The 19460-nt window shown below is 71.7% G+C and carries 19 protein-coding genes and 1 pseudogene; 9 read left to right on the plus strand and 11 right to left on the minus strand.

The window, feature by feature from the left end; all coding sequences use genetic code 11:
- Window positions 1–98: 98 nt before the first annotated feature.
- Together O7626_RS36950 and O7626_RS36955 are read left to right on the plus strand one after the other, a co-directional pair.
- The gene (locus O7626_RS36950; RefSeq protein ID WP_278066491.1) at window positions 99–818 is read left to right on the plus strand and encodes an XRE family transcriptional regulator; all 720 of its coding nucleotides are present in this window, start codon (window positions 99–101) and stop codon (window positions 816–818) included.
- Window positions 815–1285, plus strand: a complete 471-nt coding sequence (locus tag O7626_RS36955; protein WP_278065573.1) for an NUDIX domain-containing protein — start codon at window positions 815–817, stop codon at window positions 1283–1285. Before O7626_RS36950 ends, O7626_RS36955 begins: the two co-directional genes overlap by 4 nt.
- Before the next feature lie 283 nt (window positions 1286–1568).
- Here the strand turns inward: O7626_RS36955 and O7626_RS36960 are convergent, their stop codons facing one another.
- Together O7626_RS36960 and O7626_RS36965 are read right to left on the minus strand one after the other, a co-directional pair.
- On the minus strand, window positions 1569–2198 hold the full coding sequence (locus O7626_RS36960; RefSeq protein WP_278065574.1) for a hypothetical protein: 630 nt from the start codon (window positions 2196–2198) through the stop codon (window positions 1569–1571).
- Between the two features lie 49 nt (window positions 2199–2247).
- Window positions 2248–2556, minus strand: coding sequence for a hypothetical protein (locus O7626_RS36965; protein ID WP_278065575.1), 309 nt, complete (start codon window positions 2554–2556; stop codon window positions 2248–2250).
- 278 nt (window positions 2557–2834) lie between these two features.
- On the opposite strand from O7626_RS36965, the gene lhgO reads away from it, so the two are divergent.
- Both lhgO and O7626_RS36975 read left to right on the plus strand, forming a co-directional pair.
- On the plus strand, window positions 2835–4025 hold the full coding sequence (lhgO, locus tag O7626_RS36970; protein WP_278065576.1) for an L-2-hydroxyglutarate oxidase: 1191 nt from the start codon (window positions 2835–2837) through the stop codon (window positions 4023–4025).
- Window positions 4026–4122: 97 nt separating this feature from the next.
- Window positions 4123–4362: a hypothetical protein gene (locus O7626_RS36975; RefSeq protein WP_278065577.1), complete on the plus strand. Its 240-nt coding sequence runs from the start codon at window positions 4123–4125 to the stop codon at window positions 4360–4362.
- A gap of 33 nt (window positions 4363–4395) precedes the next feature.
- Here O7626_RS36975 and O7626_RS36980 read toward each other — a convergent pair whose 3' ends face one another.
- A complete protein-coding gene (locus tag O7626_RS36980; RefSeq protein ID WP_278065578.1) occupies window positions 4396–5910 on the minus strand; it encodes an NAD(P)/FAD-dependent oxidoreductase in 1515 nt (504 codons plus the stop codon).
- A complete protein-coding gene (locus O7626_RS36985) occupies window positions 5910–6446 on the minus strand; it encodes an MSMEG_6728 family protein (RefSeq protein WP_278065579.1) in 537 nt (178 codons plus the stop codon). The genes O7626_RS36980 and O7626_RS36985 overlap by 1 nt, the downstream gene beginning before the upstream one ends.
- Window positions 6447–6563: 117 nt before the next feature.
- Between O7626_RS36985 and O7626_RS36990 the strand changes: the two genes are divergently transcribed.
- Window positions 6564–8537, plus strand: a complete 1974-nt coding sequence (locus O7626_RS36990; protein ID WP_278065580.1) for an NAD-binding protein — start codon at window positions 6564–6566, stop codon at window positions 8535–8537.
- A gap of 19 nt (window positions 8538–8556) precedes the next feature.
- On the opposite strand, the gene O7626_RS36995 is transcribed toward O7626_RS36990, so the two are convergent.
- Entirely contained in the window at window positions 8557–9759 is a 1203-nt protein-coding gene (locus O7626_RS36995) for a DUF4032 domain-containing protein (RefSeq protein ID WP_278065581.1), read from the minus strand.
- 97 nt (window positions 9760–9856) lie between these two features.
- Here O7626_RS36995 and O7626_RS37000 point away from each other — a divergent pair, with 97 nt between their 5' ends.
- The 3 genes from O7626_RS37000 to O7626_RS37010 all read left to right on the plus strand — a co-directional run bounded on the left by O7626_RS37000 (window position 9857) and on the right by O7626_RS37010 (window position 12278).
- A complete protein-coding gene (locus O7626_RS37000) occupies window positions 9857–10609 on the plus strand; it encodes a phosphatase PAP2 family protein (RefSeq protein ID WP_278065582.1) in 753 nt (250 codons plus the stop codon).
- A 23-nt stretch (window positions 10610–10632) separates the two neighbouring features.
- Window positions 10633–11907 (plus strand): APC family permease, encoded by a 1275-nt coding sequence (locus O7626_RS37005; RefSeq protein ID WP_278065583.1) that lies wholly within the window; start codon window positions 10633–10635, stop codon window positions 11905–11907.
- Window positions 11908–12002: 95 nt separating this feature from the next.
- Entirely contained in the window at window positions 12003–12278 is a 276-nt protein-coding gene (locus O7626_RS37010; protein WP_278065584.1) for a hypothetical protein, read from the plus strand.
- Here the strand turns inward: O7626_RS37010 and O7626_RS37015 are convergent.
- The 5 genes from O7626_RS37015 to O7626_RS37035 all read right to left on the minus strand — a co-directional run bounded on the left by O7626_RS37015 (window position 12275) and on the right by O7626_RS37035 (window position 16356).
- On the minus strand, window positions 12275–12652 hold the full coding sequence (locus O7626_RS37015; RefSeq protein WP_278065585.1) for a dihydrofolate reductase family protein: 378 nt from the start codon (window positions 12650–12652) through the stop codon (window positions 12275–12277). The genes O7626_RS37010 and O7626_RS37015 overlap by 4 nt on opposite strands.
- The gene (locus O7626_RS37020) at window positions 12649–13143 is read right to left on the minus strand and encodes an SRPBCC domain-containing protein (protein ID WP_278065586.1); all 495 of its coding nucleotides are present in this window, start codon (window positions 13141–13143) and stop codon (window positions 12649–12651) included. Before O7626_RS37020 ends, O7626_RS37015 begins: the two co-directional genes overlap by 4 nt.
- A complete protein-coding gene (locus O7626_RS37025) occupies window positions 13133–13477 on the minus strand; it encodes a metalloregulator ArsR/SmtB family transcription factor (protein WP_278065587.1) in 345 nt (114 codons plus the stop codon). Before O7626_RS37025 ends, O7626_RS37020 begins: the two co-directional genes overlap by 11 nt.
- Window positions 13478–13580: 103 nt before the next feature.
- Window positions 13581–14504 carry a DUF3105 domain-containing protein gene (locus O7626_RS37030; protein ID WP_278065588.1) on the minus strand — a complete coding sequence of 308 codons (924 nt, stop codon included), beginning with the start codon at window positions 14502–14504 and terminating at the stop codon, window positions 13581–13583.
- Window positions 14505–14631: 127 nt separating this feature from the next.
- The gene (locus tag O7626_RS37035; protein WP_278065589.1) at window positions 14632–16356 is read right to left on the minus strand and encodes a type I restriction-modification enzyme R subunit C-terminal domain-containing protein; all 1725 of its coding nucleotides are present in this window, start codon (window positions 16354–16356) and stop codon (window positions 14632–14634) included.
- A 145-nt stretch (window positions 16357–16501) separates the two neighbouring features.
- Between O7626_RS37035 and O7626_RS37040 the strand changes: the two genes are divergently transcribed.
- Window positions 16502–17614: an ISAs1 family transposase gene (locus O7626_RS37040; RefSeq protein ID WP_278060713.1), complete on the plus strand. Its 1113-nt coding sequence runs from the start codon at window positions 16502–16504 to the stop codon at window positions 17612–17614.
- Between the two features lie 234 nt (window positions 17615–17848).
- Here O7626_RS37040 and O7626_RS37045 read toward each other — a convergent pair.
- Window positions 17849–19459: pseudogene (locus tag O7626_RS37045) on the minus strand (DEAD/DEAH box helicase family protein); the annotation flags it as partial.
- Window position 19460: the final 1 nt, after the last annotated feature.

Genomic DNA, 19460 nt, shown 5'->3' on the forward strand with positions numbered 1-19460 from the left:
TTGAACGGCGCGTAGGACGGTTTGAGAGACTTTTTGACTCTTCGAAATCGTCCCGATACCGTGCCGTCGTGACGGTAAACGACAGGTTGCGGGCTGCCATGCTGAGGGCCGAATTCGACTCTGCCGCGCTTGGCCAGCGGCTCGGGGTAGATAGCAAGACCATCGATCGGTGGATCGGCGGCCGGGTACCGCATCGGCGTAACCGGCTGGCCGTGGCCGAGGCGCTCGGCGAGGAGGAGGCCGCGCTCTGGCCAACGTCCCGGCCGGACCAGGCGCCCGGGTTCGCGTCAACCGGCGAGGTGGTGTCGGCGTACGCACACCGTGCCGACGTGCCCACTGACCTGTGGGTCGGACTGCTGACCGGGGCCCGGGATCAGATCGACATCCTCGGGTACGCCGCCCCGTTCGTGTTCGAACTGACGCCGCGGGTCCATGACCTGATCGCCGAGAAGTGCGCGGCTGGCTGCCGGGTCCGGATCGCGCTCGCCGACCCGGACTGTGACCACGTCCAGGAGCGTGACGAGCTGGAGCAGCTCGGCGGGACCCTGTCGGGCAGGATCCGGAACGCGTTCACGATGCTCGGCCGCATCGCCGATGTCGACGGCGTGCAGGTCGGCACCCACGCGGTCCATCTCTACAACTCGTGGTTCCGGTTCGACAACCAGGCGATCGCCACTCCGCATCTGTTCCGGTACCGCGGCTATCAACATCCCGCACTGCACCTGCGTCGGCTGTCCGCCTTCGGTATCTTCGAGACCTTCGCCGAGCAGTTCCTACAGGTCTGGGAAACGGTACAGATGCGCGAGGTCAGCCGGTGAGCCGAAGGATGGACTACTTCGATGACCCGTCGGCCCCGGCAGCTACCTCGTTGGTTCCCGGGGGTGCCGCCGTGGTTGTCGATGAACAGGGACGGTTGCTGCTGCAACGGCGGGCGGACTCCGGAAACTGGTCACTGCCGGGCGGCACGATGGAACTCGGCGAGACGCTCGGCGCCGCCGTGGTGCGGGAGGTCCGGGAGGAGACTGGGCTCGACGTCGAGCTGACCGGCATCCTCGGGATCTACACCGACCCCCGGCACGTCATCGCGTACGCCGATGGCGAGGTGCGGCAGGAATTCGTGATTGCGTTCACCGCTCGCCCGGTTGGCGGAAATCTGGCGGTAAGTGTCGAGTCCACCGAGGTCGCCTGGTTCGATCCGGCCGCCGTAGCCGACCTTCGGATGCACGAGTCGGTGCGGCTGCGGATCGGACACTGGTTGGACGGTGGAGGGCCGCACATCGGATGACGGGCACCCCGTCGCCCGCCGGGTTGTCGCGGTAGGTCACTACGACGCCCGTGCCCCGGCTGGCGAGTTGCACCGCCGCACTCTGCCCGATGCCGAGCTGGCGCCGACGACGATTGCGATCCGCATCGTTCGTCACCTGTTCGATGGTGCAGCGAGATCTGCTGCGTGGGATCCGGGTACATCCATCTGACCATCGGAGAGGTGACGCAGTAGAAGGATGCTCGCCCCCTCTTGCCTGATTCTCCCGTTGTCGGAACAGGGCTCGGGCGACGAGCCGGGGGTCCTACCGGGTACGGGTCTGCGGCGTCGGTGTGACGACGCAGGCGGCGATCTCCCGTGGTCCGTCTGGGGTGACCACGGTGACGGTCACCAGACTCGTACCGGCCGGGCAGCTCGGGCCCGGCGGGCCGGGCTCACCGGACGGACCGGACGGACCGGTCGGCCCCTCCGGACCGGTCGGCCCCTCCGGACCGGCCGGCCCCTCCGGGCCAGCGGCACCGGGCCCGCCGTTCGGGCCGGGCGGCCCCGGCGCACCGGGTGCACCGGGCGCGCCCGGCTCACCGGGCGGCCCCGGTGCACCGGGCGGGCCGGGTGGGCCGGGGTCGCCGTCCCGGCCGGGCAACCCCGGTGGTCCCGGCGGCCCTGCCGGCCCGGCCGGGCCGGGTGCGCCGCGCAGTTTGGCGGGGTCGACCACGCAGTCCCCGCCGAGTTGGCGTACCTGCTGGCAGAGCTGTTCGGCGCCGGAGACGGCGGTCGCCGCGCGGCGCTGCTCCACCGCCGCCTGCCGGCCGAGCCGGGCCCAGCCCCAGCCGGCAGCTGCCGCGATCAGCGCGGTCGCCACCACCACGATGACGAGTCGCCGCCGGATACGCCGGTCCATCCGGCGGCGGAAGGTTTCCGTCTCCTCGGACATCGCGTCGTCTCCTCGCCGCGCCGGGGTGTCGGGCCGGCACCTTGTCGGGCTACGCCGGGCGGTCCGGGCGGTAGCGGTTCAGTTCGCGTTCGACGATCGCGAGGGCGTCCTCGGCGGCCCGGCGCGCTCGGCGGGCTTCGTCGACGGCCTGTTGCAGCTCCTCCGCCCGATGCTCGGCGGCGTCGGTCCGGCGGGCGGCGTCGTCCGCGCGCCGCTCCGCCCGGTCGATCGCCTCCTGGTACTCCTTGCGGTCGGCCCGATTGGCGTTCAGCAGGTACGACACGATCATGACGAGCAGGCCTCCGACGCCGACGGCACCGAGCCCGCCGGACGGGAGGAGTCGTGCCAGTTCATCCACACGCCAGCTCGCCGTACTGCCCGTTCCGGGTCGACCACGATTCCGCCGGCCGCTGCCGCTCACAGGTCAGCATCGGACCTCCCGTTGTGAATAGTTCTCTGAATTGGGGCGATCCAGACTAGTACTGATATTTGTGGCGAGTCGCCGGATCGGGGGTAGATCAGTCGGCAACCCGACAGTGTCCTGTCCGGACCCGCGCCGGGGGGTGTGGTCACGGCGGACGCCGATGGTGCACCGACGCATACCATCGGCCCGATGCCACCGGCCGGGGAGCGCGGATGACCAGGTACGTGATCGTGGGCGGCGGGATCCTCGGGCTCGCGGTGGCGCACCGGCTGCGTGCCGACCGGCCCCGGGACACGGTGACCGTGCTGGAGAAGGAGTCCGGCTGGGCCGCCCACCAGACCGGCCACAACTCCGGGGTGATCCACGCCGGGGTCTACTACCGGCCGGGCAGCCTGAAGGCGACCCTGTGCCGGGCCGGCAGCGCCTCGATGGTGCGGTTCTGCGCGGAGCAGGGACTGCCGTACGAGGTCTGCGGCAAGCTGGTCATCGCCACCGAACCGGCCGAACTGTCCCGGCTGCACGCCCTGCACGAGCGGGCGGTCGGCAACGGGCTGCCGGTGACCCTTGTCGACCCGATCGAGGCGGCCGAGTACGAGCCGCACGTCGCCGCCGTCGCCGCGCTGCGGGTCGCCTCGACCGGGATCGTCGACTTCGGCGCGGTCTGCCGGCGGCTCGCCGAACTCCTCGCCGGCAGCGGCGCCGAGCTGCGCCTGCGCACCCGGGTCACCGGGATCCAGGCCCGACCCGGCGAGCTGGTGGTGCGCACCGACGCGGGCGATGTCACCGGCGACGTACTCGTGAACTGCGCCGGGCTGCACGCCGACCGGCTCGCCCGGCTGGCCGGCATCTACCCGCCGGCCCGGATAGTGCCGTTCCGGGGCGAGTACTACGAGTTGGTCCCGCAGCGGCGAGAGCTGGTCCGTGGACTGATCTATCCGGTGCCCGACCCGCAGTTCCCGTTCCTCGGCGTACACCTGACCCGCATGGTCGACCAGACCGTGCACGCCGGCCCGAACGCGGTGCTGGCCACCGCCCGGGAGGGCTACTCGTGGCGCCGGTTCGACAGGCGCGACGTCTGGGAGCAGGTCGGCTACTCCGGCCTGTGGGCGCTGGCCCGCCGGCACTACCGGTACGGGCTGACCGAGGTGGCCCGGTCACTGTCCCGCAGGCGCTTCGCGGCCAGCCTGGCCCGGCTGGTGCCGGAGCTGACCGAAGCCGACATCGTCCCGGCCGGCGCCGGCGTGCGCGCCCAGGCGGTACGCCCGGACGGCACGCTGCTGGACGACTTCCTGATCGTCGAGGCGGACCGGCAGGTGCACGTCCTCAACGCACCGTCCCCGGCCGCGACCAGCTCGTTCGAGATCGCCCGGCACATCGTCGACAGACTCCCCGTCGACCGCTGACCATCGCCACCATCGATCATCACCACCATCAATCATCACGTTCCGTCACCGGATCGGGTGATGGTGATCGTCGACCGTCGCCGGTGACACTGGCCTGGTGGAGCGCCCCGTACCCGTCGCCATGCTGCTGGTCGGGGTCGCGTTCGGCCTGTTCGCGGGCGTCGCGTACGCGATGGCCCGGCGGGCCTGGACGGACTACCGCAAGATCCGGGCCAGCCTGCCCGGACTTCGTGGGACCGCGTGGGCGATGACCCGGATCGCTACCAGCCGTGTTGGCATCGTCCTGTTGATCTGCCTGGCCGCCGTCGGCTGGGCCGCCGTCGGCGGCGGACGCTGAGCCCCTGGACGGCACGGAGTCAGCGGCGCCGGGTCAGCGGCCGGCTGGGGGGCGGCCGGCTCGGGAACGCTGGGCCAGCAGGCCGTACCGGCGGATGGTGCGGACCGGTTCGGTGCCGGCGCCGGCCCGCCGGAGGATGTGGTTGGCGGCGAGGATGCCGGTCAGGGCGGCCCGCTCCAGCAGCGCGCTGGGCAGCTCGGTCCCGATCCCGTCACCGGCCAGGTAGAGCCGGTCCGCGTCGGTGAGCACGCCGGGCCGGTCGGCCGAGCGGCCCGGCGGGAACGCCGGGGCCTGCCGCTCGACCCGGCAGCGCAGGTCACGGACCGGCAGGTCGGCCACCTCGGGCCAGAGTCCGGCCAACTCGGCCCGCATCCGCCGGGCCAGCTCCGGCGCGGGCACCTCCGCCGGGCAGGCGTACGCGTGCAGTTCCAGCACCGATCCGCCGGTCCGGGCGGCCCAGCGGCGGGACTCCGCCTCCAGCCGGTGGTAGAGGGTGACCGAGTCCAGGGTGTCCTGTCGGGACACCCCGCTGAACACCGCCCGGTCCGGGGAGACGTCGCCGGCCAGCCAGTACCGGGCGACCGCGTACGGCGGCCCGGTGCCGGACCGGGCCACCTGCCCGGCGAGTACGGGTGCCCGGGCGGCCAGCTCCGGCGAGCCGGCCAGCAGCGCGGCCAGGGCCGGCGGGTCCACCGCCAGCACCACGTCCCGGGCCCGGTGCCGCTCCCCGGCGGCGGTCTCCAGCCGCCAGCCGTCGCCGTCGGGCCGCACCGACGTCACCGGCTGCCCGAGCAGGATCCGGGCGCCGTGCCGGCGCAGGTGCGCGGCGAGCGGCGTCCAGATCGCCGACTCGTAGTCCCGGTCCGGGGCGTCGAAGCCGAGCCCTTCCGGATTGCCGAGGAAATAGAAGTGGAAGTTGGCCAGCAGTTCCGCCGCCGAGAGGTCGGCCTCGTGGTTGAAGAACGAGTGCGAGAAGACCTCGAAGAGCATCGCCCGGGCCCGGTCCGGCAGCCGGAGTGCGTCGAGCAGCTCGGCGGCGCTGGTGTCGTCGAGTTCGGCGTACGTGTGCCGGGAATGGTAGGCGAGCAGTGGCAGTGCGGCCTGGGTGTCCATCCGGCGCAGGTCGGCCAGGCGCAGGCTGGGGCTGCGGGCCAGCAGGGCGAGCAGGTTCCACGGCGGTTTCGCCGGCAGCCGGCCGAAGTCCTCGGCCGGCCAGTCGGCGTGCAGCACCGGGTAACCGGGTACCGGCCGGAGCAGCGCCAGCGCCGGATCGATCCGGCGCAGGATCGACCGCAGGTTGTAGTACTGCCGGAAGAAGGCGTGGAAACCGTGGTCTACCGGCGCGACCGTGCCGTCGGCCAGCGTCTCCGACCGGGTGTCGAGCCGGCCGCCGAGCCGGGGACGCGCCTCCAGCACGGTGACCCGGACACCCCGCTCGGCGAGCACGATCGCCGCCGAGATGCCCGCGACTCCGCCACCGACGACCAGCGCCTCGGTGGGCTGCCGGACCCGACCCGGGCCGACCGGCTCGGCTGGCCGTCGTCGCATCACGACTCCTCGGACGGCGGCGACGGCGGGGACTGTGGCGACGGCGCGGACGGCGGGGACGGCGGGCGGCAGCTCGGTGGGCGGTCCGAGGCGGGCCAGACGTACGGCACCTCCGGCACGTCGCCGAAGATCGGTCCATAGTGCACCGGATCCTTGCGCAGCAGCGAGGAGCGGTGACTCAGGTGCAGCTCCTCCCGGCCGATCCAGGGTGGCAGCTCACCGGCGGTGGAAAGCTCGGGCTGGCGGCGTACCTCGGTCAGGCCGCAGGTGGCGGCGAGGTCGGCGACCAGGGTCGCGGCGCAGGTGTCGGCCCGGCCGGTCGAGACCCACTCGGCGCAGATGTCGAGGCCGTACCGGACCAGCGCCTCCTCGTAGCCGGCCCACATCTTCACCGCCGGATGGTGCCGCCAGCCGTAGCCGGGGCGGACCAGGCCGCGGAGCACCTGGATCGTCTCGACCCGCTGCTTGCCCAGCCGCAACTGGTCGAGACTCCGGGCGGTCTCGCCGAAGTCCGGATACGGCAGGAAGGTCTGCATCCGGATGCACTACCCGTGACCGGGTTCGCCATGCTTCACCACGGTAGGTAATTGTACGGTCTCGTCCGGTTTCGAGTGGCTCCCGTCTGCTGATCACAGTGACTACCATCGGCGGGCATGGCGGATCTCTGGCGTACCCGGGCCCGGCGCGCGTTCGAGACCCGACTGCGGGACGGCCTGCGGACCAACGGCGACCACCGCCCGCACTACGTCGTCTGCGGCCAGGACGCCCTCGCCGTCCACCTGGTCAGCGAACTGCTCGGCAACGATCCGCAGGGCAGCGCCGTACGGGTGACAGTGATCGTGCCGCACCGGCGCCGCCCCGACGGGCCGGACATCCGCGCGATCCGGGGCATCCGGGTGGTCCAGTCGGACCGGCTCGACGAGGAGACCTTCAAGACCGCCGGGCTGGTCGGGGCGGACGGACTGGCCCTGCTGCACCAGGACGACGTCGGCAACATCCACGCCGCACTCTGCGCCCAGGAGGTCGAACCGGACCTGCGGGTGGTGCTGCGGATGTTCAACATGAGCCTCGGCAACGGCATCCGGCAACTCTTCCCGAACAGCGCCGTACTCTCCGACGCCTCGATGGCCGCCCCGGCGTTCGTCGCGGCGGCGCTCGGCGAGGTGGCGCCGACGTACTTCCGGCACGGCGGTCGTACCCTCTTCGTCGCCGACCGGAGCGAGGTCCGGCCGGAGCAGGTGGTCTGCGGGCTGGCCGACACCCGCGACCCGCACCATCCGGTGGTGCTGCCGGCCGACCCCGCCGACGCCGACCTGGTGCTGGCCGAGGCGGACGGCCAGGTCGGCACCGAGCAGGCCACCCGGCGGCGGCTGCTGCGCCGGCAGCGGGGTGAGCGGCGTACCCAGCACTGGCGGCGGCACCGGATCGCGGCCCTGCTCCGGGCGGTACGCTCGTTCGCCACCCGCAAGATCGGGATGGCCACCATCGCGGTACTCGCGGTGATGGTGGTGCTCGGCGCCATGCTCTCGCTCGCCGAGCACACCAGCATCGGCAACGCGATCTACCTGACCCTGGTGACCACGATCGTCGGCGCCGATCCGGACCTCGAAAAAGGCGCGGCGGCCCAGATACTCCAGGTGGTGCTGAACCTGGCCGGGCTGGCGCTGATCCCGCTGATCACCGCCGCGGTGGTGGACGGGATCGTCAAGGCCCGGCTGGCGCTGGACGCCGGCCTGCTGCCCGGCGAACGCAGCGGACACGTCGTGGTGGTGGGCCTGGGCAACGTCGGTACCCGGGTGATGTGGCAGCTCAACGACCTCGGCGTCGAGGTGGTCGCGATCGACCAGGACCCGGAGGCCCGGGGCGCGGCGGTCGCCCGCCGGCTGGACATCCCGCTGATCATCGGCGACGCCGCCCGGGAGGAGACCCTGGACGCCGCCTCGGTCGGCACCGCGCAGGCCCTGGTGGTGGTCTCCACCGACGACGTGACGAACCTCCAGGCGGCACTGAACGCCCGGACGCTCCGCCCCGAGCTGCGGGTGGTGCTGCGGCTCTTCGACGGCGACTTCGCGCAGCGGATCCAGAAGACCTTCCGGATCGGCGTCTCCCGCAGCGTCTCCTACCTGGCCGCGCCCTCCTTCTCGGCGGCCCTGCTGAACCGGGCGGTGATCGCGACGATCCCGGTCGCCCGGCACGCGCTGCTGGTCGCCGAGGTGCCGATCGCGCCGGGCTCGGCCCTGGCCGGGCAGCGCCTCGGGGTGGTCGGCCAGGCGGAGTGGGTCCGGGTGGTCGCGCTCACCGGTGCCGGTCAGCGGCGTTCCGAGTGGTCGCCGGCAGCGGAGCACCAGCTCCGCCCCGGGGACGTGCTGACCGTCGTCGTCCGGCGGGCCGGCCTGAACCGGCTGCTCCGGGAGGCGAGTACGCCACCGCCGCCGGCTCTGGACTCGGGTGCGGTGCCGGCGGGTCGACCGGCCGACCCGGCGGGCTGGTCGTCGGATCCGAGCCGGCCCAGCCGGCGGACGGTACCCCGGCAGTCGGGCCGGGCGGCCACCCGGAGCCAGCCGGGCCGGCCGACCCGGCGAATCCAGCCGAACCCGTCGCCGTCCCGCGGCCCCGATCCGCAGTAGCCAGTAGGCAGGTAGCGAATCAGCCGACGTCGACGCCGAGTACGGCCTGTTCGTCCGGGCGGTGCACCAGTTCGTCGGCGAGGAACGACTGCACGGCCGGCGCCAGCCCGACGTCCCGGCCGGCCCGTTCGGACAGCCGCCAGCGGTGCTCGATGACCTGTGCGAAGAGTTCCGCCGCCTCGAGTTTGTTGCGCAGGTGCGCCGGCACCGCCCGGACCACCGGCTCGAAGACCTCGGTCAGCCAGCGGTGCGCCGCCTGCTGCTCGTCGGTGAGGTCGCTCTCCGCCCGGTAGGTGTCCAGGTCGTTGAGGAGCCGGCGGGCCTGGTTCTCCTCGGCGTCCAGCCCGGTCAGCCGGAGCAGCCGACGGGTGTGGTAGCCGGCGTCGACCACCTTGGGCCGCACCAGGTAGCGCCCACCGTCCACCACCGACATCGCCACCTCGGCGACGTCGAAGCCGAGTTCGTTGAGCCGGCGGATCCGGCCCTCGATGTCGTGCCGGGCCTCCCGCTCGACCTGCTGCTCGTAGGTGATCTCGTGCCACAGTCGCTGGTAGCGGAGTACCACCTCCTCGCAGACCACCTCCGGGTCGATCGAGGGGTGCAGCAGGCCGGCGGCCTCCAGGTCCAGCGCCTCGCCGAAGATGTTGACCCGGGCGATCTCCAGGTCCTCGTCCCGCTGCCCGTTGGAGAGCCGGGAGTGCAGCGCACCGGTCTCGGCGTCGACCAGGTAGGCGGCGAAGGCACCGGCGTCCCGCCGGAACAGGGTGTTGGACAGCGAGCAGTCGCCCCAGAAGAAGCCGGTCAGGTGCATCCGGACGATAAGCGCGGCGAGCGCGTCGAGCAGCCGGCTCAGCGTCTCGGGGCGCAGCGTGTGCGAGAAGAGCGCCCGGTACGGCAGGCTGAACTGGAGGTGCCGGGTGATCAACACCGGGTCGAGCGGTTCGCCGCGCTCGTCGTGTCGGTCGGCGACGATCGCCACCGCCTCCACCGACGGGAAGTCGATCCGTTCCAGCGAACGGAGCAGGTCGTACTCGCGCTCGGCCACCCGCTCGCCGGTCTCCTTGACCGCGTAGACGGTGCCGGCGAGCCGGACGAACCGGACGATGTGCCGGGAGATTCCCTGGGGCAGCGCCACCAACTGGTCGGCGGGCCACTGCTCCAGCGGGGTCGACCAGGGAAGGTCGAGCAGCGCCGGGTCGACGAGGGCCGAGGTGATCCGCACGGGTACCAAGCATGCCGCTCTGGAGCGCGTCGCGCCGCTCCGCGTGGGCGGGCACACACCGCCGACTCCGCCCGACCGGCCCGGTAGCGTGGTGCGAATGCGGGAAACCACCACGGTACGCCGACCGTTGCGGCTGCGCCCGGTCCGTCCGGCCGGCTGGTGGCTCGACGGCGTACTCGTCGCGGCGGTGGTCGGGTTGACCGCCGCGCTCGCCGCCGGCCAGCTGCTCGGCCTGGATCTGGCAGTACGGGACTGGGTCGACGCGCACCGGCCGGGGCCGGCGTACTGGGTGGCCCGGGTGTTCAACTCGCTGGGCCAGGGCGGCTGGTTCCTGATGCCTATCGCGTTCGGGCTGGCGGCGCTGGTCGGCTGGCGTACCCGGTCGGTCCGGCCACTGCTGGTGCCGGTCGGCGCGTTCGTGCTGACCTCGTTCACGATCGGCCCGATGAAGCTGTGGTTGGACCGCGGCTATCCGCACAACTTCGAGCTGCCGCATCCGGAGGAGCTGTTCAGCGACCCGGTGGACGGCACGGCGTACCCGTCCGGGCACGTGGCGAACGCCGTCGTCTGGTACGCCGCGATCGCGCTCCTGTTCGCCGCGCTGCTGCGTACGCTGGACCGCCCCGACGCCCCGCCCGCGCTCTACGCCGCGATCCGGCTGGTGCCGCCGGTGATCGTCTTCTGCACCACCACCTACCTCGGCTGGCACTGGATCACCGACTCGGTCGCCGGGTTGCTGCTCGGGCTCTTCCTCGGCCGGCTGCTCGACCGGGTGCCCTGGGACGACCTGCCGCTGCCCGCCCTGCCCGGTGGACTGCACCGTCGCGGAGTGTTCACCGACGACCTCTAGGCTTCGCCGTCATGGAGAGCGCCGTGTCAGAGCTGGAGCGCCGGCTGGGCGTACGGGATGCGGTGGTCATCGGCCTGGGGTCGATGCTCGGGGCCGGGGTGTTCGTGGTCTTCGCCCCGGCGGCGGCCGCCGCCGGCAGCGGGTTCGGCCTGTTGGGCGCGCTGGCCGTCGCCGGACTGGTCGCCTACTGCAACGCCACCAGTTCGGCCCGGCTCGCCGCCCGCTATCCGGAGTCCGGCGGCACCTACGTGTACGGCCGGGAGCGCCTCGGCCCGTTCGCCGGTTTTCTCGCCGGCTGGGGCTTCGTGGTCGGCAAGACCGCGAGCTGTGCCGCGATGGCGCTGACCATCGGGGCGTACCTGTGGCCCGGCTACGCCCGCCCGGTGGCGGTGGCGGCCGTGCTGGCGGTGACCGGGGTGAACCTGCGCGGCGTGCGGAAGACGGCCCGGGTCACCCGTTGGCTGGTGACGGTCACCCTGGTGGTGCTCGCCCTGGTGGCCCTGGTGGGATTATTCGGCGGCGAGTTCCGGCCGGCACGCCTAGGTGACGCCGTCGGCGGGCCGGCCGGTGCCGGTGTGCTCACCGCCGCCGGGCTGCTCTTCTTCGCCTTCGCCGGATACGCCCGGATCGCCACCCTCGGCGAGGAGGTACGCGACCCCGCGCACACCATCCCCCGGGCGGTGCCGACCGCGCTCGGTCTGGTGCTGGTGATCTATCTGGGGCTGGCCGTGGTCGCGCTCTCGGTGCTCGGTCCGGCCCGGCTGGCGGCCTCCGCCGCGCCGCTCGCCGAGCTGGTGGACGCCTCCGGGCTGCCCGGGTTGGCCTGGCTGGTCCGGGCCGGTGCGACGGTGGCGGTGCTCGGGGTGCTGCTGGCGCTGGTCGCCGGGGTCGGCCGGACCACGCTGGCGATGGCCCGCCGCCGCGACCTGCCGGGCGGGCTGGCCGCCGTGCATCCGACGTACCGGGTGCCGCACCGCGCCGAACTCGCCGTTGCCGCGGTGGTGGTGCTGGTGGTGGCGCTCGGCGACGTCCGGGGCGCGATCGGCTTCTCCAGTTGCACGGTGCTGGTCTACTACGCGATCACCAACGCCGCCGCGCTGACCCTGGGCCGGGATCCGGGCCGCCGGCTGCCGGTCCGGGCGGTGGCCGCCGTCGGGCTGGTCGGCTGCCTGCTGCTTGCGGTCACCCTGCCGGTCGGCAGTGTGCTGGCCGGGTTCGCCGTGCTCGCCGTCGGCGTGCTCGGCTACGCCGCCCGCCGGTTCGCCCGACCGGGCCGGGACTCGACAACCGGCCCATGACTGGCCGGCGGCCGGCCATACCCTTCTGGTACGAGGCCGGCGGTGCTACCGCCGGGTGACGCGGACACCGCACCTCTTCTCCTAACCTCTGCGGCATGAAGAAGGCCCTTGGCGCCGTCGGAATCCTGTTCGGGCTCTACCTGGTCGTCCGGGCCGTCGCCGAGCCGTTCGTGATCGACATGTCCGATCCCGCCACCTACCAGCAGGACTGGGGCGGACCGAGCCTGGCCGGAGTGCTCCTGGTCCACTGTGGTCCCGGGGTCGTCTCGGCGGGGTTGATCGGACTGGCCGCGCGTTCGTGGTGGCGACGGCGGCGGGCGGCAGCCGGGCATGGCGGTGCGGCGGACGGGCCAGGAGCCGGCCGCGACTAGACGAAGGCGCCGACGCCCTGGTATTCGGCCACCGCCGCGGTGCCCGGCTCGTATTCGAGCAGCAGCAGGCCGGTCGCCGTCGCCTCGGACCGGACGAGCCGGAAGCCGACGGCGGTGCCCGGTTGGTCGAGCAGCCGCCGCCCGGCACCGGTCGCGGTGGGCGCGACGACCAGCCGGAGCGTGTCGACCAGGCCGGCGAGCAGCAGGCCGTCGGCGAGGTCCATCCACTGCGAGGTACGCCGGACGAACAGCTCGTCCAGGTGGGGTACGAGCCAGCCGCCCCGGGTGAAACCGTCGGACGGGTCCTCGGCCGGTGAGCCGGGGCCCTGGCTGACCCCGTCCAGGGTGACGAACTGGGTGAGAGTGACCTTCATCGGGCCGCCTCGCTCTCGGCGACCTCGGCGAGTTGTTTGGCGACCGACCCCCAGCCGTCGACGAAGCCGAGTTCCTCGTGCCGGGCGCGGGCGGCGGGGTCGCCGTGCCGGAGCAGGATCCGGTAGTCGGTGCCGTCCGGGTGGTCGCCCAGGGTGATCTCGGCGGTCATCGCGATCGGGTCGGGGAGCGTAGGCCGCCATCCGCTGTCGATGGCGTTGGTGAAGACGATCCGCTCCAGTTCGTCGACGACCAGGAAGCTCGCGTCCATGTGCGGGACGAACTCCACCCCGTCGTCGCTGAGCCGGGTCACCAGCCCGCCGCCGGGGCGGACGTCGAGGCGGTCGACGCGGCAGAGGCTGGGCGCCGGCACCCACCACTTCGCGAAACGGGACGGGTCCGTCCAGGCCCGCCAGACGACGGGGCGGGGAGCGCGGATGATCCGGGTCAGGGCCAGGTCGAGGTCGGGGTTCATCGTGCGGTCAGGGTTCATCGTGGTTCTCCTGTGGGTCGGTGACGAGCCGTTCCAGGCGGTCGGTGCGCTCCTCCCAGATCCGGCGCTGCTCGGCGAGCCAGTCGTCGAGCAGGCCGAGGCGCTCCCGGTTGAGCACGCAGGTGCGTACCCGGCCGGACTTGACCGTGCGGATCAGGCCGTTCGCCTCGAGCGTCCGTACGTGCTTCATGAACGAGGGAAGGGTCATCGGGAACTCGCGGGCGAGGTCGCCGACGCTCGTCGGGCCACGTCCGAGGCGCCGGACGACGTCGCGCCGGGTCGGGTCGGCCAGGGCGACGAACACTCCGTCGAGCTGCGGCGAATACTGTGCCATGCGGCTAAGTATTACCGCCCGGAACACTTAGCGCAAGGGCTAAGTGTTCCGGGCGTACTGGCGACGACCAGGGAGATCACGCCGCCGGTGTCGCGGCCGTCGGCTAGCGGGTGGTGGTGATCCCGCCGCCGCAGGGCGCTCCCGGCTCGATCGCGGCGGTCACCCGGTAGGCCGAGATGAACGCGCCGATCGCGTCGTCGTCGGCGTCCTCGACGGTGAGCTGGTAGCCCCAGGCCTGGAGCGAGATGGGCGACGACTGCCCCGGGTACGGGCTCATCATCATGTGCGACAGCCCGCGTACCCGGGTGCTCAGCTTGCCCACCTCGGACGGCGGCAGGCCCGGCCGGAAGGTGATCCACACCGCGCCGTGCTCCAGGCTGTGCACGGCGTTGCCGTCCGCGATGGGTTCGGTGTAGACGTCGCCGTTGCAGTTCTGCCAGCGCGGGAAGTGCGGTCCGCCGGCCGGCGGGGTCATCGGATAGCTGACCGGCTCCTGGACGTGGTCCGTGGAGAGCGCCCCCGGATTCGTCTGCCGATAGTTGATCACGGCGGAGAGGTCGCCGCCGCTGTCCCGCTGCTGGTACCAGAAGAACCCGGCGACGCCGCAGACCAGGAGCAGCAGCAGCGCCACCCCGCCGGCCACGATCCCGACGATCAGCCCGGTACGCGGCCCCGACTTCGGCGCGGGCGGCACCGGCTGACCCTGCTGGTACGGGTACCCCGGCTGCTGCCGCCCGTATCCGGGCGGCGGCGCTGGCGGCTGGCCGGGTGGCTGGGCGTATCCGGGCTGGGGCTGACCGTATTCAGGTTGGGGCTGGGCGTAACCGGGCTGGGGCTGGCCGTAGCCCTGTTGCGGTACCGGCGGGGTGCCGTAACCCGGCGGCGCTCCGGCCGGTGGATAGCCCGGTGTCGCCGGAGCCGGTCCGGGCGCCGGCAGCGGCGCGGTCGGCGGGGCGTACGTCGGAGGCAGCGGGCCGGGCGGGGAAGCCGGCGGCTGCTCGGCTGACGGCTGCTCGGGATTGCTCATCGTGCCTCGCCTCCGAGGGGGTGCGGAAGGCCGATCCTATCGGGGTTGTGCGCGCGCCGGACCGCGTGTGGCTCGGCAGCCGGCGGTGGCCGGTCGAGCCCGTCCGTCCAGCCCGCCGAGCGGCAGGTCAGGCAGCATCGGTCTTCGGCGTCGCCCTCGCCCGTACGGAGTCGAGGATCGTGATGATCCGGTCGACGTCCTCGGAGCCGAAGAGAGTTTCCGGGCCCCGGGGTGCGACTCCGGTGAACGGGGACTCGTAGAGGCGCTCCGGCTTCATCACGCCGTTCGCGGTCAGGTCGCCGATGATCAGGTTGACGAAGTCGAGTTGGGCGGCGTTCAGCGTACGGCTGTCGAGGAACTCGCCGAATGCCTCCCGGGCCGCGTTCCGATCGAGCCCGACCAGGGACCGGATGAAGAGTCCGAGGCCCTCGGCGGCCCGCCGCGCCTGGTCGATGTCCTGCTTGTCGCCGACTCCGCTCTCGGCGAGCATCCGTTCCAGGTCGCCGAGGTCGGCGCTGGTGAGCTGCCGGTTGCGCCGCAGCTTCTGCAGGGCCACGTGATCCTCGTGCGCGCGGAGGTAGGCGCGTACCTTTTCGCGGAACCGTTCCCGGTCGGTGCCGACGCTCACCCCGACGAACTCCAGCTCGGTGACGCTGTCGACCTGGTCGGCGAAGTCGGTGTAGATGATGGTCCGCCTCGCCTTCGGGACCAGCCGGACGAGGTTGCGGATCCGCCGACGCGCCCGCTCCAGCATGGGCAGCGTGACGTCCTGCCACCACTCGTCGGCGGCGACCTCGTCGAGCAGCGTCAGCTCGGCGCGGATGGCCGGGATGGTGGTCTGCTCCAGCAGCGCCGACGCGATCTCCTGCACGTCGGCGCGCACCCTGGCGAAGTGTCGAGCGGAGCTGGTGACCACGTCGTGCTGGAGCCGCAGGATCATCAGGTCGAACCGTTTGGCCTCCTCGCCGTCGTCGGCGACCTCGCTGGGCAGTCCGGCCAGTTCGTGGGCGAGCTGGTCGGCTGCCTCGGGGGTGAGCGTCTGCCAGTTGGCGGGGTCGACGAAATACTCGACGGCGCGGCGGTGTGGGCGTACGACGATGTTGTCCAGGCGCATGCCACGGACCCGGGCGTGCAGGTCACGGGCCAGATCCCGGCGTAGGCCGGCTTCGCTGTGCGTGCCGTCGGTCGCGTCGTCCTCGGCGGTGTCGGTGGCGGCCCGGTCGTTGCCGGCTGTGCCGCCGAGCCGCTGGTCGAGCTGGCTGACCAGCTCCACCCTGGCCTTGAAGATCCGCTCGGTAAGTGACGGGCTCACCGAGCCCTCGCTGGTCGTCGGGTTCTGACCGAAGAACTCGAAGTTGCCGCAGAAGTCGAAGACGAAGAAGTCCTTCTTGGCGACGCCGGGGGCGAACAGGTCCGGCCGGAGCCGGGTGCCCCGGCCGATCATCTGCCAGAACTTCGTCTTCGACCGCACGATCTTGAAGAAGACGAGGTTCACCACCTCGGGTACGTCGATCCCGGTGTCCAGCATGTCGACCGAGATCGCGATGTGCGGGGCACGCTCCGGGATGGAGAAGGTGTCGATGAGGCTCTGGTTGCCCTCGATCTGGTGGGTGATGAGCCGGGCGAAGTCACCCTTGTAGCGCGAGAAGCTGGCGTCGAAGCGTTCGGCGATGAACTTCGCGTGGTTGTTGTTCTTGGCGAAGATGATCGTCTTGCCGATCCGGTCACCGCCGGCGACCTTGTGCCCCAGGGCTATTGCGTGTTTGGTCGAGTGGCCGTTGAACTGGGGATTCCCGGGGTGGGCGGACCCTTGCGGGGTTGAGGAAGGCGGGTGAGGCCTGTAGGTGATCATGGAGTTCTCGACGCTCCCGGACACCTTGAGGACCTCACCCGCGATGTCAGCATGCCCGATTCAGGTACTGTCCGCAGTTCGCACCCCCACCGACTCGCCACCGCGCCTTGTCACCGAGGGTGAAGAAGCTGGGCTCCAGCACTCGTTGGCCACCATCGCGGACCCCCGGTCCCCGCGTGGGGCGCGTTACCCGCTCGTCGGGCTACTGACCGTCGCGGTGTGCGCCGTGACCGCCGGCGCATCATCGTTCGCGGCCATCGCGGACTGGCTGCACGACCTCGATGACCTCGCCAGGGCCCGGCTCGGGTTCATCCGCGCCGTCCCGGCCGCGACCACGATCTGGCGGCTGCTGACCAGGTTGGACGCTGACCTGCTGGCCACCGTGCTCGCCGACTGGCTGCGTACCCGCGTCCCGCCTCCGGTCACGCCCCGACCTCGGCGGTACCGGATCGTCATCGCCATCGACGGCAAGACCATGCGCGGCGCCCGCCGCGCCGATGGCAGCCGGGTCCACCTGCTGTCCGCGCTGGACACCAGCACCGGCATCGTGCTCGCTCAGGTCACCGTGGCCGCGAAAAGCAACGAAATCCCCGCGTTCACCCCACTGCTGGACGCGGTCGAACAGGTTCTGGGTAGCCTGGACGGCCTCATCTTCGTGGCCGACGCCCTCCATACACAGACCAGCCACGCGACCGAGGTCGCCGCTCGCGGCGCCGACCTGCTCATCCCGGTCAAAGGTAACCAGCCGACCGTGTTTGCCCAGCTCAAGGCCTTGCCCTGGGCCCAGGTCCCGGTGGGTGACCGACGCCGCGAAACCGGTCACGGCCGGCGGGAGACCCGCACGGTCAAGGCGCTCACCGTAGCCACCCCCGGCGGTCTGCTGTTCCCTCACGCCGAGCAGGCCGTCCGGATCACCCGCACCCGCACCCTCAAGGGCAAGACCACCAGGGAAACCGCCTACTACACCATCTCCCTCCCCGCCGAGCACGCCCAACCCGCGGACCTGCAGTCCTGGGCCCGAAACGAGTGGCTGATCGAGAATCAGGTCCATCATGTCCGCGACGTCACGTTCCGTGAAGACCTCCACCAAGCCAGAACCGGCACCGGCCCCGCAATCATGGCGACGCTACGTAACACCGCGGCCAGTTACCACCGCACCAACGGCGATACCAACATCGCCCGCGCCACCAGACGCGCCGACCGTCGCCCGCACGACCTCATCACTGCAATGACCAGCAGCTACCCCAGAACGCAATGACCCTGCCTTGTGCCCCCGGGTCATCAGATATTCGAGCACCCGGTCGACGGTGTCGGCGTTGAAGAACCACTTGTTGACCGCCTCCGGGTCGACCCCGTCGGGGATCTCGCCGTCCTCGTCGCCCCACTCCAACTCGTCCCAGCGGTCCTTCTCGGCCGGGCTGAGGTCGTCGTAGCGCAGCCCTTTGCGCTGGATGCGCAGGTCGACGGCGACGACGTTCGGTGGGACGAGATAGCCTTCGCCGACCGCCTCCTCCAGGTCGTAGGCGTCGGTCGGGACGCCGTCCTCCAGGTCGAAGAGGCCGTAGGTGTTGCGGTCGACCTCGTCCTTCGGGGTGGCGGTCAGCCCGACCAGCAGCGAGTCGAAATAGCTGAAGATGGTCCGGTATTTCTGGTAGACCGACCGGTGCGCCTCGTCGATCACCACCAGGTCGAAGTAGCCCGGCCCGAACCGGCGCAGGTCGCCGTCGGTCTGGTTGATCAGGCCCAGCATCGTCGGGTACGTCGAGACGTAGACCCGGCCCTCGGCCACCTTGTCCTCGACCAGGTTGACCGTGGTGACGTCGGACAGGTGCGCCTTGAACGCGTTGGTGGCCTGCTTGACCAGGGCCCGCCGGTCGGCGAGGAAGAGCACCCGCTTGGCCCAGTTGGCCCGCATCAGCAACTCGACCAGGGCGATGACGGTGCGGGTCTTGCCGGCCCCGGTCGCCATCACCACCAGCGCCTTGCGCTGCCGGTCAACCTCGAAGGTCTCCACGATCCGCCGGATCGCCCGGTGCTGGTAGGGGCGCTCGACGATCCCGGAGTCGATCGGCTGATTGGCGAGCCGTCGCCGGGTGGAGCGGCGCTGGACCAGCAGTTGCAGCTCGTCCTTCGTGTAGAAGCCCTGCACCTGGCGGGGCGGATAGGCGGTGTCGTCCCAGAGCCAGATCTCGTAGCCGTTCGTGTAGAAGATGACGGGCCGCTGGCCGTACTTCGCCTCCAACGCGTCGGCGTAGTGCCGGGCCTGCTGCTGGCCGCTGATCGGGTCGCGCCGGGTCCGCTTCGCCTCGATCACGGCGAGCGGCTTGTCGTCGTTGCCCCAGAGCACGTAGTCAGCCCGGCCGTTGCCGGAGCCGCCGGGCAGGCCGGTGAGCGGGAACTCCCGGTCGCGCCGCTGGTCGAGCCGCCAGCCGGCCTCGGCGAGCAGCAGGTCGATGTAGAGGTCGCGGGTCTGCTTCTCGTCGTAGTCGTGGGTGTCCGGCCGACGCTCGTTGGTGGCCTTGGCCGCCGCGACCTCCTTGCGTAGCTTGGCGATCTCGGCGTCTAGGTCGACCTTTGCCGTCTCGGCCTTGGCCAGCACCTCGTCCTGGGCGGTGAGCCGGTCGTTGAGCGCCTTCAACTCGGCCCGGGTCTGGGCGCGGATGTCCGTCGGGCGAGGGATGAGCGAGGCGTGGAAGGCGAGCGCGCTGGGTGGCATCGCCGCCGGGTCGCGGGTGTAGCGGCGGGCGATCCAGTACGTCACGTGGAACAGCTCGCGGACGGCGGCGACGGCCTCCCGCTCGGGTACGACACGGGCATCGTGTACGCCCTTGTTGCCCAACCGCCGGATGAGGTGCATCTTGGTGGTGATCGGGGGACCGGCCAGATTCTGCATGGTCGGCTCGGTGATCATCGTGTCGAGCGTGGCCCTGCGCGGCAAGCGGAGAGTGCTGTCGGCACGGTAGAGCCACTGCAGAGCGTGTTCCAGGCACCGGCGGGCATAGAGGCAGGTCATCCGGGTGTCGGCATAGACGTATCGTTCGGCTCGCCTCGCCTCGGTGAACAGCTCGGGCCACTCGGTGTGGAGGAACGCGAAGTTGCTCATC

The organism is Micromonospora sp. WMMD1102 (genome assembly GCF_029626265.1).
In the GTDB taxonomy this organism is placed as follows: domain Bacteria; phylum Actinomycetota; class Actinomycetes; order Mycobacteriales; family Micromonosporaceae; genus Plantactinospora.